We start from the raw sequence: 13,496 nt of genomic DNA, 5'->3' as shown, positions 1-13,496 counted from the left end.
CTCACGTGGTGGTTGACGTTATATGGGCTATCGTTTGTATCGTCTTCAGAGTCGGTATAGGCGTTGTCAATATCGCCGCAATCGGCGTACTTGAAGACATAGTAGTTAACACTATAGTAGTTAACACTATAGTAGTTAACACTATCGTAGTTAAAGATACAGTCGTTATAGATATAACTGTTATGGAAGTTATAGCCACATGTTGGCTATTAAACACACACCGTATCCGTTCACGGGTGTCTATTAGGATTTTCAGACATGACCATGGCCGATCGTTGGCTACTGCCTGATGGCATTGATGAAGTGTTGCCGCCTCAAGCGGCGCGCGTCGAGTTTCTTCGCAGAGCCTTGCTGGATCTTTATTACCGCTGGGGATATGAGCTGGTTGTTCCTCCCCCGGTCGAATTTCTGGATTCCCTACTGACAGGTGTTGGAGGGGATCTGGAGCTTCAGACATTTAAACTGACGGATCCATTGAGTGGACGTACTTTGGGGATTTCTGCGGATGCTACACCGCAGATTGCCCGTATGGATGCGCATTCACTTCACGGTGCAGGTCCTTCACGTCTTTGCTATTGCGTTAATGCCTTGCGTTCTACAGCTGACCAATATCAGGGGGGGCGTAACCCGATGCAGGTCGGGTTGGAAGTATATGGCCATAGCGGTATTGATGCGGACCTTGAGATTGTGCGTCTGGCACTGGAAAGCCTTCACCTTGCCGGGGCGAAAGATGTCCACTTCGCTTTTGGTCATATCGGTATCTATCGTGTACTGATCGAACAGGCTCATTTGAATACCTCTGATGAGCGGGCGTTGTTTGAGGCCATAGAGCGTAAAGCCTACAGCGAGATAGATGAGTTACTTGCGCAGTCGGGTATTGATCCAGACGTAGCGAATATCCTTTCTCGCCTGCCACACCTTCATGGTGACATCAATGTACTTCAGGAAGCGCGTGATGCTTTCCCGAATCTACCTGATGAGATCTCCCAGCAGTTGGACCAGCTTGATTATCTGGCCCGACGGATCAATGACGAGTATCCACAGGTAACGCTGTACTTCGATTTGGCTGAGCTGCGTGGCTATGAGTATCACACGGGAATAGTTTTTGCCGCGTATGTGTCCGGTTATGGTCAAGCACTAGCCAAGGGGGGGCGTTATGACTACACCGGCAAGGATTTTGGTCGTTCACGCCCTGCTACGGGTTGTACACTGGAGCTGAAACTGCTCGCTGGTCTGGAAGAAAAAGCGTCCGTCAAACCAGCCATCTGGGTAGCGGAGCCCGCCGGGAATGCTGCTTTGGATAGTGCCATCAAAGCGCTTCGTGATCAGGGTGAGCGTGTCATCCAGCTCTTGCCCGGTCAGACGACAGGGCCTCGCGATCACCAATGTGATCGACAATTGATACAGAAAGAGGGCGAGTGGCAGGTTGAGTCACTCGACTAGAGGGTGCTTGCGTTTCCCCAGTTCCTGAGCCAAAGAATCCCTGAGCCGGGAGCGCTCATGTGGCGATAGGGATGAAGCGGGCAACGCAGTGAGGATGTGTGCGTCCAGTCCGGATCGATTGGCTGTATGAATCAATCCTCTAGAAAAGTGGCTTGCGGGTAATCCAGGGCCACTCAGCGATTTTGGTGCCTTCTGTCGTATGCAGAAGGCAGGTGTGAGTTTGCCACCTATTGTTTTCAGCTATGTTGTTTTAAAGAGGCGCAAATCCATGGGCAAGAACGTCGTTGTGCTCGGCACCCAGTGGGGTGACGAAGGGAAAGGAAAGGTGGTTGACCTATTGACCCAATCCGTAGCGGCAGTAGTGCGTTATCAGGGCGGTCACAATGCAGGTCATACATTGGTGATAGATGGTAAAAAAACCATCCTCCGCCTGATCCCTTCCGGTATTTTGCATCCTGATGTGACATGCATCATTGGCAATGGTGTTGTACTTTCTCCTGAAGCGCTATTGAGCGAAATGGCGGAGCTGGAAGAGAGCGGTGTACCCGTTCGCGAACGTCTCAAACTGTCTTTGGCATGCCCACTGATCCTGCCTTACCACGTTGCCCTTGATCAGGCGCGCGAAAAGGCACGCGGTGTGACGAAAATCGGTACGACGGGAAGGGGTATCGGCCCTGCTTATGAAGATAAAGTGGCACGCCGTAGTCTTCGTTTGGGTGATATTTTCCACCGTGAGCGTTTTGCCAGCAAACTGGGTGAATTGCTGGATTACCATAACTTTGTCCTGACGCACTACCATAATGAGCCACCGATCGATTTCCAGAAGGTGCTCGACGATACCATGCGCATGGCTGAAGAACTCAAGCCGATGGTGTGTGACACAGTGAGCCTGGTGCACAAAATTCATCAGGAAGGGAAAAATATTCTTTTCGAGGGCGCTCAGGGTTCCCTATTGGATATCGACCACGGTACCTATCCCTACGTGACCAGCTCAAATACAACGGCGGGTGGTGTAGCAACAGGTTCGGGTGTGGGACCGCTGTATCTGGATTATGTTCTGGGGATAACCAAGGCCTACACGACTCGTGTTGGGTCAGGTCCATTCCCTACTGAGCTGTTCGATGATTTCGGCCGCCATCTGGCTGAACGTGGTCACGAATTCGGCTCCAATACCGGGCGTGCGCGTCGTTGTGGTTGGTTTGATGCTGTTGCCTTGCGTCATTCTGTACTGATCAACTCTATTTCCGGCCTGTGCTTGACCAAGCTTGATGTGCTTGATGGGTTGGAAAACATACGTGTATGTGTGGGCTATCGCTCGAAAGAGGGTGAAATGATTGATAGCCCTATTGATGCCGAGGGCTATGAAGCGATCGAACCGATCTATCATGATCTGCCGGGTTGGCGTGAGTCGACTGTAGGCGCAAGAAGCCTTGATGAGTTACCGAAAAACGCGCGAGCTTATATCAAGTATCTGGAAGAAGAAGTGGGTGTTCCCATTGCGATTGTGTCTACTGGGCCAGACCGCACGGAAACCATTATTCTTCAGGATCCTTTCAAGGCTTGAAATAGCCCTGGTCGCCTATAAGCCAACATGTCTGAATTGGGCGTGTAAATACGCCCACATGGTCAGCTTACCTGTTACCCCCTCTGTGTTATGCCTAGAGGGGGTTCTTTTTATCGCATGTCGAAGGTGGCGCCGCCATCCACCCGCATATCATGCAACGTGATATGTTTTGCCTGTTCAGACAGCAAAAAGGTAATGGCATCGGCCACGTCATCCGGTGAAGCGATTCGCCCCAGGGGAATGCCTGTTCGGAAGGCTCTGTTATCACCCTGAATAACAGCAGTGGCATCGTGAGCATTTTGCCAGAAAGAGTGTTGCATGGGAGTATCGGTTGAGCCGGGGGAAACCACATTCACGCGAATACCGAATCGTGCCAGCTCCAACCCGAGGCAACGTGCCATTTGAGTGGTTGCCGCCTTGGATGCGGCATAGGCCCCCATTTTAATGCGCGGTGTACTGGAGGCATTCGAGCTGACAAAAACCATGTTGCCCTGTTTTCGGTCTATCATCAGACGGCTGATACATCGGGCCATTTTGAACGCACCGAATGTGTTGACGGCGAAAACGCGCTCCCATTGTTCATCGCTGGTATCTACCAGATAATCTGTTTCAAGGATGCCCGCCACATTCACGAAATGATCGACATGGTCATAGTTCTCAATAATGATATCCAACACATTTTCAATCTGTTCCGTATGTTTAATATCCACACAATGTGTTTCCAACATGACGGTATGAATCATTTCCTGCTGCAACAGCGCAAGTTTTTCTGCAGATTCATCCAATGCCAGTACTTGTGCCCCCCGTTCTATCATGCGTGTTACCAGGGCTTTTCCAATACCTGAAGCAGCACCTGTGATGAGAACAATTTTGTTATCGAACTCTGACATGGCGGTTTTCTCATGTACGTTCAAATGGACATACTCCCTGTGATTGTTTAGGCATTTACAGCCGTATTATGCTGTGTAACAAGCTGCCGCCAGTGCATCAACGTGGGAGTTTCAGCCAAGTCAGCAAAGGTAATGTGATAACCTTGTTGTGAAAGATGATCTGCCAGCATCATCAGACGAATGGAATCCATTCCCAGCCAACTCAGGTTTTCGTTTTCGGGAATTTCACTGACGGGGTGCCCGAATAATTCCGCTACCTTTTGTTCCATTTCCGCGATCGCTCGTGTGTTCGTATCCCTTTTTTCTTTCTTGTCGACAGAGAAATTTGTCAGGGCATCGATTACCTGTGTGGTTGACAGGCATACCCCACAGCGATTCGCTACATGCTCAAGTGCCATGTCATGATCCTTGCGGGAAAAGTCAGCCAATGCATCGGCGATGAAAAAGGGCTGAATATCCTGCATAAACGCATCGAGTGCGGTCGCCATGCAGCCGATATGCGCAAAGATGCCGGTGATCAATAGCTGGTCTCGGCCCATACGCTTGAGTTGTTCCTCAAAATCTGAACGTTTGAATGCGCTATAGCGCCATTTCTTCAATACATGATCACCACTTTGTGGGGTCAGTGGTTCGCAAATAGTGGCCTGTTCCGGGTAGTGGTTAATACCGGCTCCCCACATATCATTCAATAACCCGCGTTCCGCCGCGGTTTGTTGAGGAGGCTGAGCAGTGTAGAACACGGGTATCTGGAGCGAATGCGCCAGTGTCAGAATCATCCGCGTATGATCAATCAGTTGGGGAATAGGGGCTTGTTGTTGATCATATTTGTTGAGGAAGAAGAGCTGCATGTCGTGAATGAGTAACGCACAGCGGGAAGGCGATGGTATCCACTTAACACGACTGGTTGGAATGTGTTCCTGTGATGGCATCGGGTAAGCTGCAATGGCAGTAATACCTGTTGATTCATAGGGTGTCTTGGCGCAATGGGAAGATGTTGGCATGGTGGTTCCTGGAAGAAAATGTTGAAAAGTGAGTAACAGAATGTCGAATAATGGGGCCATTACCTTCTGAAATATCGTCACATGGTTCTTTCAAGTCCTTACTTGATGAGTAATATCAACAGGAAAAACGCTAGGCAGTAATATTCGATCGACATTCATTCATGAACAGCCAGATTAACGAGCAACCGGTGATTTTGAGGCTGCTTCTATTAGTCGTTCACGTAATACCTTGCGGCTGTTTTTACCTATTCCACTGAGTGGGAATTCTTTGACGAAGTGAAACTTGTCGGGAATCTTGAAGGCCGCTACGTGTTGACGCAGATATAGCATGAGCTTCTGTACGTGTTGGGCATGTGCTGCTGGTGAAAGTAACAGCGGTTCAACTGTACCTGCTGTATTAGCCAGAATGACAAAGGCGACTGCGCGTTCTCCCAGTAACGCATCGGCGATACCTACCACGACCGCATCATGGACATCCGGATGTGCGGATAGAATATTCTCGATTTCATCCATGGAGATCTTTTCACCGCCACGGTTGATTTGTTCTTTCTTGCGCCCTTTAACGACCAGATTGCCTTCTTCGTTGATGAGTACCAGATCGCCGGTTCGATAAAAGCCATCGGCTGTAAATGAGCCCTCATTGGCTTTGGGATGATTAAAATAGCCGCGTATGGTGTAGGGACCACGCGTCAATAATTCACCGACTTCACCTTCCGGTACGGGGATATCACGCTCATCGACAATTTTGATTTCATCATGAGCGGGATACATGGGTTGCCCCTGGGTGGTGTGGATTTGATGGAGTGACTCATCCTGCCGTGTGAAATTGACCAGCCCTTCAGCCATTCCAAAGACTTGCTGTAATGGGCAGTCCAGCTGCGTTGTAATGCGTTGAGCTGTCTCTTCGGCCAGGCGGGCGCCTCCGATTTGCAACAAGCCGAGTGAGGCCAGACTCTCTTTTGGCGAAAGGCTCTCTGTACTACGTAGTGATGAAGTACTTTCATGTGCAGAAACCGGATTTGATCGTTCGGCAAATTTCAACCAGGCCAGGGCCAGAGGAGGGACTAACGACGTTAGCGTAATCTGATGTTGTTGGATCATCCTGAAACAGTCCTCGGGTAAGGAAGACGTGCTCATGACGACAGTTCCCCCGGCATGTAAAACACCCAGGATACCCGGCGAGCTAAGGACGAAGTTGTGTGATGCTGGAAGCACCACGAGGTAACGGGTATCGCGGGCGATGTCACACACCCGATTGCTACCCCTGACACTGCAAAGATAGCTGTCGTGTCGTCGTGGAATAAGTTTGGAGACGCCAGTGGTACCGCCGGAGAGCTGGAAAAGTGCGAGATCCCTTGCACAGGGCATGGGCGGAAGGCACATTGCATCACTGTATGGCATATCAAGCGCGTCAAAGGGGATGGAGTGTTGAGACGTGAGTGAGTGTCGTGACTCCGGTGCTGCAGTGTCACAGATAACAACATGCTCAATCGTGGGAACGGATTCCGCTATTGAGTGGGCCATGGCTTCAAAATCAAATCCATCCGCATTTTTTAGGGTGATGATGGCCTTGGCACGCGTGAATTCGCAGAAGTGGTGTATTTCATGATAACGGTGAGCGGGTAGTGCCATGATGGGCAAGACATTGATGCGCAACAGGGCGAAAAGGGCAACAATGAATTCACCGCAATTGGGCAGTTGCAAAACGACTCTGTCGTAACGTTTTAGGCCTAATTGCTTGAAGCCCTGTGCATATCTTTCCACTTGTGCCTGCAGCTGGGTATAACTCCACTGGTGGTTGTTGGCGATCAAGGCAATGGCATCAGGTGTAAGACGTGCATTTCTTTCCAACATGTCTGACAGGGTATCGGTTTGCCAAAGCCCAGATGCCTGATAGTGATCTATATAGGATGTGGGCCAGTCCGGGCACAGGGCGCTTAGTTCCGCTTCAGTCCAGTTATTGATCGATGATGGTGAGTGTTTGAAGGTCATTTTAGGCCTCCATTTGCGGGAGCTGGCTCCACGACGTATCGAGGTAGGCCATTGCACTCTCCACACCCAGCGCCGGCAATAGTGTCGTGAGCTTGGTACCCGTCTCATTGAATTCCGACAAGGGGTCCGAACCGGCAATCACGCCAGCACCGGCAAAGAGGGTGACACGTTGGCCGGCTATATCCGCACAACGTAGGGAAATTGCCCATTCACCATCTCCGTTTTCTTTCATCCAGCCGATCAGCCCGCAGAATAGACCACGTTCGAAAGGTTCCAGTTGATGAATAGCCTTCCGGGCCGCTTCACGTGGCTCACCACAAATCGCTGGGGTAGGGTGGAGGCTGCGTGCGATTTGCAGGGAGCTTGTTTTTTCATCACGCAGCGTCCCCTTGATTTCGGTAGATAAATGCCAGAGTTTGCTGGTAGCCAGCAGCTCAGGTGCTGCAGGAATATTCAGTTCAGTGCAGAAAGGCGCCAATGCGCGGCGAATGGCCTCAACGACGATGGCGTGCTCCTGATGATCCTTTCTGGATGTGAGGAGTGCTGCTGCTGCGGCCTGATCCGCTTGCTGAGTAGAGTGTCTTGCTGTTGAACCTGCCAGTGGATTCAGTGTGACATGGCGCCCTTCCTTCCGTATCAGAAGTTCTGGGCTGGCACCACAAAATACGTGAGGTTCGTCGTTATCGTGAAGGGGCATCGCAAAGATAAAGGCGTTAGGTTCCTGTTGCTGCCAATAGCGAAGTAATGCGCCTGGATCAGGCATATGGGTAAAAGTGAGCGCCATAGCGCGTGCCAATACCACTTTCTCGACTTCTCCCCGAGCGAACATCGCTAGAAGTTTTTCTACCTGATGAAGATAATCGGCTTTTTCGGGCAGGGGCTGGACGCTGATGAGCGCGTTGGGGCATGTCGCCATCAATGGTTTTTTGTCTGCCCTGTTTTGAGTGGGTCTTTTGGCAATATCTTCAGCCTTCTTGTATTCAGACACCAATAACGTGCCGGCAACGTCCTGATCAAAAGGAAATGCACCGGCAATCATCAACTCTTTATGGCCCTGTTTATGGTGGGTGGTGATGAGCTCTTCAATAGTTTGATCAACCTGAGACAAGGGACTATTCACCTTGCCGAGATGCTGTTGAGTCAGAATCGTCTGCGAAGGGGAACTGAAATAAAATGAGTCGGTGGTGTAGTGGTCCAGCAAAATATTCGACATGGTACATTCCTGATAATCGACAATAGGGTGCCACTGTTGTGAGGCGTATATGGGGCATACACAACATGGGGGGAAGTCAGGTTTAAAAAGTATTGGGCGAAAATTATCCCGATGGATCAGGCAGTGAGTGATCGCACGCTGATGCCCGATAGCTACCCGGAATACGGATTACGGCATCACATAATTCTTCGATGCGGGTAGGCGAACCTCCCCACGGGGCGACCCTTTTGCAGTCAATGCCTTCACGGAAGTTGATCCACTCCAATTGATGAATGGGGGGAGGCCTCAGGTAAAAACGCGGTGGCATTTCAGGCCATAAAATTCGGATTGATCGCCCCCGGCGGATCAACTCGTATGCCAATGTGGTTCGCCCATTGACAGGTATTCGTGCTAGATGGCGCATGCCAAAAATTAATACGATTTTTCCTTTCTCCTGTGCTATCAATCGTTCAATCAAGGAGACAAAGGCGTGAGTCCGCATTGCCTGCCGTATGGATGGACTTTGCTCGGTACCTGATGCTGAAGTGCCATGGGCAAAGGAAGACAGCTCACTTTTGTCAGAGCTCGAGTCAGATGGGCACGGTTCTGCCAACCAGACATGAAGATGCTGGTGTGGAGGGCGTGTCAGATTGATCTCCCTAATGGTATGGAAGAACATCCTGTAGCAGTCATAAGCCCATAGCGCTTGTAATGGGGAATCACGCCAAATGGGGGCCAGCTCATCCATGGTGATGGGTGAGCCTGCAAGGTAACGATCCAAAAGCGCCTGGTGCTTCTGAACGCCGAATTCGACCACGATATGTCGGCATTGGGAAAAGCCGTTACTCAACATCAGTTGCGAATAACAGTCCACAACGGTGGGCACATGATGTGCCTCACCCAGGCCGATAATATCGACTTCCTCTTGCCATCGGCGCAGGGCAGAGAAGATGGTATCGGGACAGCTCATCTTTCATACCACTGATTAATATGGCGGGCGATTTCCATCAGCATGTCGGGCCTTACGATACCTGCATGGTCAGTAGGTAAATCGATGCAGTGAATCTTGCCATCTACATAGGGTTGCCAGGCCTCGGGTGTAAAGGCACTCGATTGTTGCTCTTGCGTTGCTCGGAAAAAAAGAACATCGCCCTTGTATGTCAAATGATGTGCTTCCCTGACGATTCGGCTCGAATTGACCACAATATCGATGACCCTGTCGATGGTCTGCGGCGATAGCGTCGCAAGCGCATGCTGCCTTTTTGCCAACAAGCGAATGATGTTATGTCGTTCGAGTGCTTCTCCCTCCGGAAGCGTCATTCCCGCGATACGAAGCAACGCAATAAGAGATGTGGCTTCATCCGGGATCGGGGTATCTTTCCAGACATCGCCGGGGTAGGTGTCCAGCATGGCAATAAGCTCTATAGTTGCGCCTTGTCGTTGGAGTAGCGCAGCAATCTGATGCGTCAGCATGCCTCCCAAAGACCAACCCATAAGCCTGTATGGCCCCTTGGGTTGGCGGGCACAAAGGGTGTTGACATAATCCTCAGCCATGGCTTCAAAGCTTGTGGGAAGATGTTCGCCGTCATGTAGCCCTCTGGCCTGAATACCGATGATGTTATGTGCTTCATTCAGCCATTGGGCAATATGCGCATAACACCAGGAAAGGCCACCGGCGGGATGGAAACAATAAAGTGAAGGGCTGGTATCTTCTTCATCGTTTGATGATTCACCTCCGCTTCTACCAAGCGTCAGCGTATGATCCAGTGCGCCTTCAAAGGTGTCACGGGAAAGCTCTTTCATCATGCTTGCAGGTGTTGATGCAGCAAAGACGGTAGCAATGGACACCTCTTTTTCCATGTTCTGGCGAATGCTCATGGCCAACTTGACGGCGCTTAATGAGTCACCGCCTCGCATAAAGAAGTCTTCATCGGGTGAAAAGGGTGATTGATTCAGTGATTCCCCAAAGAGTGTGCACAGCGTTGTTAACACAATTGGATCTGTGCTGTTGTTTTCGCTGGTTTCCTGACGAACAGGTACCACGGGTAACGGAAGCGCTTTACGATCCAGCTTCCCGTTTGGGCTGAGGGGAAGTGTTTCAAGGGCAACCCAGAGTGAAGGTACCATGAAGGGAGGCAACCATTGCTTCAGATAATCAGCCAGCAAGTGTTGCCATTCAGTCCCCATGGAAGAATCGATCTGTACGTAGCCTACCAACCGGTTGTCATGAACGATGACAGTGGCATGCATGACCTTGGGATGTGCCACCAACACCGCTTCAATTTCACCCGGTTCCAGACGCTGGCCATTCAGTTTTATCTGATGGTCCACGCGCCCCAGATATTCGATCTCCCCTTCGGTGTTCCAGCGGGCCATGTCGCCGGTGCGATACCAGCGCGAACCATCGCTATCGATTAAAAAGGATTTTTCGGTCAGTTCCGGGCGGTTGATATAACCCCGGGCAAGGTTCTTGCCATGAATATAGAGTTCCCCCGTAATACCGATCGGTTGGGAAAGCCCTTGAGGACTGCGAATGTCGATGCGGGTATTCCAGATAGGAGAACCGATCGGAATGGAGCGGCTCTCCTCTTCTATTTTGCAGGGCCAAGAGGTGACATCGACTGCCGCTTCAGTAGGACCATAGAGGTTGATCAGCGTGCTGTGATGCCCTAATTGGGTAACGAAACGTTTGACGGTTTCGTGATTCAGTGCTTCACCGCTGGCGAAGACATGTTTCAATTGCGGTAGTTTTTTGCGCGTAAGAACCAACTCGTCCAAAAACAGGCTGAGCATGGAGGGTACAAAATGAAGGGTTGTGATTCGCTCCGACAGGATCAGGTTGGCGAGTTGATTCGGATCCCGATGAATATCAGGGGCGGCCATAACGAGGGTTGCGCCACTAATCAACGGCCAGAAGAATTCCCACACGGAGACATCGAAACCATAAGGGGTTTTTTGCAATACGCGATCCCCTGCACCGATTGGGAACGTATCCTGCATCCACAAGAGTCTATTGACGATAGCACCATGCTCAATCATGACACCCTTGGGTTCCCCCGTGGAACCAGACGTAAATAGAACGTAGGCCAGTGCTTTTTCAAGTAAACGGCCGTGGCTGTAGGAGGGCGCTTCAGTAGCACGATCATCCACGCATGTTGCCAGCAGGGCGTCATCATCCAGAGGTAGTGAAATGATATTCGCGGGTAGTGCATCATGATATGCCGGGCAAACAATCGCATAACGTGCATCCGCGACTTCCAGCATACGTTTCCAGCGTCCCGCTGGCTGATCCATGGGCAGAGGTAAATAGGCGGCACCACAGTGTTGAATGGCCAGCATGGCGATTGGCAACGCGAGGGAGCGGGGCATTGCCACGGCAACCACACAGGGTTGCGTTTCGTCATGGTCAGCTAGCATGCCTTCAAGTAAATGTGACAGCGCATTGACATGACGATATAGCGCCGAATAAGTCAGTGAATGCTCTCCAAACACTAGTGCTTCTGCATTGGGTGTCGCTTTTACTTGTTGGTGGAAGAGGGTGACTAGGTCCGTTGATGCGATAAAGTGCGAAGTATCATTCCACTGTGCAATTCTCTCTGCCTCCTCTCGCGTTGCCAAAGGCAGGAGTGAAATGGGGGTGTCCGGCTGAGCAGAGAGTGTCGCAATCCAAGCCTGCAGGCGTTGTGTATGGAGCTCTACCTCCAGAGGAGAATAGAGATCAGGGTTGGCTTCGACCATGACACGCAAGGGCTGCCTTTCTCCCATCCAGTAGATATTAAACGTCAAATCATTAACGGGCCCGGGAGACAAATGGTGTATCTCTGTCTCGATACCGTCAGGCAGCATACCGGGAGGTTGTAGGACAATATTGACCTGAACCGAGGCCAATGGGGATTCACCCGGCAGCCGCTGAAGTTCACGGGATAGCCACTCATGACGGTAACGCTGGTGCTGTTTTATGTCCTTTATTCCTTCCTGGGTAAGGCGGAGCCAATCATTGAAGGATGCGTCTTCAGATCCTTTCAAACGCAAGGGGAGGGTATTGACCATCGATACGGGCGTGCGTAAGCCTGCGCCGCTGCGGCCCATCATGGGCACATTCAGCAGGATGTCATGTTGCTGCACACAGCGTGAAAGATAACTTCCAATCGTAGCCAATAGCTGTTCAGGTAAATGGGCCCATATCGCCCAAGGGGTTTGAGGATTGGAGGGGAATGCGACATTTAATTGAGCGTGATGACGTATCGGCGCGCATTTTGCCTTGGCAAAACGTGATGCCAATGTCGTCGCATTCGGCGCGTCCAGCAGGTAGCTGTGCCAGAAAAAACGATCTTCTTCTTGGCCGACAGAATCAAGATAGGCCTGCTCATGGATCACTACTTCACTGATATTCCCAAAACACGGGTTGGGTAATGCGTCTTCTGATATCAGCGCATGATATTGACGCCACATATACTCCACCAACAGGGTATAGCTATAGGCATCCAACTGAAGATGATGGGCACTGAGATACCACAGCCATTCACGGGCGTTAGGCGTTACATTGTCTGCACCACTCGTCAGATGACTCGTTGGGCTGTCACTTCCGGTTTGCAGCGCGAGTAGTGCTGACTCAGCCAATGCAGGTGACGCAATATCCAGTGGGCGCAGTAGCCTCTGTTGCATCCATTGCCATGGGGCGAGTGCTTCCTGGGTTGTCTTGCATAGCCACGAGGTTGACGGTGTTTTACGAGTAAACGTCAGTACCTGTAAATGTGGTGTCGGTAGGGCTTCTGCTCCCTGAGAAGGGGCATTGGTGTTTTGATAAGGGCCATTGGCGTCACTCTCGAAACGGGTATGTAAAATGGGAGCGTCGTTCAGCGTCTTTTGAATGGCCTGTTTCAGACAGTCCTCATTCAATGTTCCCCCATGGGTGGGCTTTTCCTTGATATGGATAGCCTGTGCGGTCAGGTACGCCCGCGGATAATCACTTAATTGTAGGCCGTACCAAATACCTGACTGACTTTCGGTAAGGGGCAAACGGATCGCCCTGTGGGCGATGGAATTATGTGACGACGTTTCAACTGCACATGGTGAAGTGTCTGACATTTGGAAAAGCTCTGACCCAGGGCGTGTCCATGTGTTTCATTGAAACCAGCATCCACGAAAGCAAGGCAAAAAACCTGATTTCATGGCTGACAGCCGTTTTACAGGGCCGCACAGCAGTATCGTCGAAAACAGAGGAACAAGCGTGTTAACAAGAATAATTGATACTAGCACTCTATTCTCATTCATATATTTACATGAGAATAGTTCGCATTAAGGTGCGATTTAGGTTATGATCCCCCGCACTTTGATGTCTGAAGAGTTGCCTCCTCATGATTCATCAAGGTGTCTGATACCGGAAAGCGCCGCTGCATCATCCAAGTCTCGTA

Annotated in this window: 8 protein-coding genes; 2 read left to right on the top strand and 6 right to left on the bottom strand. The window is 50.7% G+C overall.

What is annotated here, in order from left to right:
• Positions 1-258 precede the first annotated feature (258 nt).
• Both LMG33818_RS03445 and LMG33818_RS03440 read left to right on the top strand, forming a co-directional pair.
• On the top strand, positions 259-1,443 hold the full coding sequence (locus tag LMG33818_RS03445) for an ATP phosphoribosyltransferase regulatory subunit (RefSeq protein ID WP_442321946.1): 1,185 nt from the start codon (positions 259-261) through the stop codon (positions 1,441-1,443).
• A 268-nt stretch (positions 1,444-1,711) separates the two neighbouring features.
• Positions 1,712-3,007, top strand: coding sequence for an adenylosuccinate synthase (locus tag LMG33818_RS03440; protein WP_442321945.1), 1,296 nt, complete (start codon positions 1,712-1,714; stop codon positions 3,005-3,007).
• Between the two features lie 110 nt (positions 3,008-3,117).
• Here LMG33818_RS03440 and LMG33818_RS03435 read toward each other — a convergent pair whose 3' ends face one another.
• The 6 genes from LMG33818_RS03435 to LMG33818_RS03410 all read right to left on the bottom strand — a co-directional run bounded on the left by LMG33818_RS03435 (position 3,118) and on the right by LMG33818_RS03410 (position 13,170).
• Positions 3,118-3,897: a 2,3-dihydro-2,3-dihydroxybenzoate dehydrogenase gene (locus LMG33818_RS03435; protein ID WP_442321944.1), complete on the bottom strand. Its 780-nt coding sequence runs from the start codon at positions 3,895-3,897 to the stop codon at positions 3,118-3,120.
• Between the two features lie 47 nt (positions 3,898-3,944).
• Positions 3,945-4,898: an isochorismatase family protein gene (locus LMG33818_RS03430; protein WP_442321943.1), complete on the bottom strand. Its 954-nt coding sequence runs from the start codon at positions 4,896-4,898 to the stop codon at positions 3,945-3,947.
• Between the two features lie 174 nt (positions 4,899-5,072).
• Positions 5,073-6,890: a (2,3-dihydroxybenzoyl)adenylate synthase gene (locus LMG33818_RS03425; protein WP_442321942.1), complete on the bottom strand. Its 1,818-nt coding sequence runs from the start codon at positions 6,888-6,890 to the stop codon at positions 5,073-5,075.
• A gap of 1 nt (position 6,891) precedes the next feature.
• Positions 6,892-8,103: an isochorismate synthase gene (locus tag LMG33818_RS03420; protein ID WP_442321941.1), complete on the bottom strand. Its 1,212-nt coding sequence runs from the start codon at positions 8,101-8,103 to the stop codon at positions 6,892-6,894.
• Between the two features lie 103 nt (positions 8,104-8,206).
• Entirely contained in the window at positions 8,207-9,052 is an 846-nt protein-coding gene (locus LMG33818_RS03415) for a hypothetical protein (protein ID WP_442321940.1), read from the bottom strand.
• Complete coding sequence (locus LMG33818_RS03410) at positions 9,049-13,170, bottom strand: non-ribosomal peptide synthetase (RefSeq protein ID WP_442321939.1); 4,122 nt, start codon at positions 13,168-13,170, stop codon at positions 9,049-9,051. Before LMG33818_RS03410 ends, LMG33818_RS03415 begins: the two co-directional genes overlap by 4 nt.
• Positions 13,171-13,496 lie beyond the last annotated feature (326 nt).

The organism is Cernens ardua, assembly GCF_051251085.1.
GTDB classification, from domain to species: domain Bacteria; phylum Pseudomonadota; class Gammaproteobacteria; order Pseudomonadales; family Halomonadaceae; genus Cernens; species Cernens ardua.
Note: the sequence above shows the minus strand (reverse complement) of the source record. Positions and strands in the feature narration are given on the sequence as shown.

Coding starts and splice junctions, on each gene's coding strand:
- LMG33818_RS03445 (WP_442321946.1), top strand. CDS start 259: ATGACCATGGCCGATCGTTGGCTACTGCCTGATGGCATTGATGAAGTG.
- LMG33818_RS03440 (WP_442321945.1), top strand. CDS start 1,712: ATGGGCAAGAACGTCGTTGTGCTCGGCACCCAGTGGGGTGACGAAGGG.
- LMG33818_RS03435 (WP_442321944.1), bottom strand. CDS start 3,897: ATGTCAGAGTTCGATAACAAAATTGTTCTCATCACAGGTGCTGCTTCA.
- LMG33818_RS03430 (WP_442321943.1), bottom strand. CDS start 4,898: ATGCCAACATCTTCCCATTGCGCCAAGACACCCTATGAATCAACAGGT.
- LMG33818_RS03425 (WP_442321942.1), bottom strand. CDS start 6,890: ATGACCTTCAAACACTCACCATCATCGATCAATAACTGGACTGAAGCG.
- LMG33818_RS03420 (WP_442321941.1), bottom strand. CDS start 8,103: ATGTCGAATATTTTGCTGGACCACTACACCACCGACTCATTTTATTTC.
- LMG33818_RS03415 (WP_442321940.1), bottom strand. CDS start 9,052: ATGAGCTGTCCCGATACCATCTTCTCTGCCCTGCGCCGATGGCAAGAG.
- LMG33818_RS03410 (WP_442321939.1), bottom strand. CDS start 13,170: ATGTCAGACACTTCACCATGTGCAGTTGAAACGTCGTCACATAATTCC.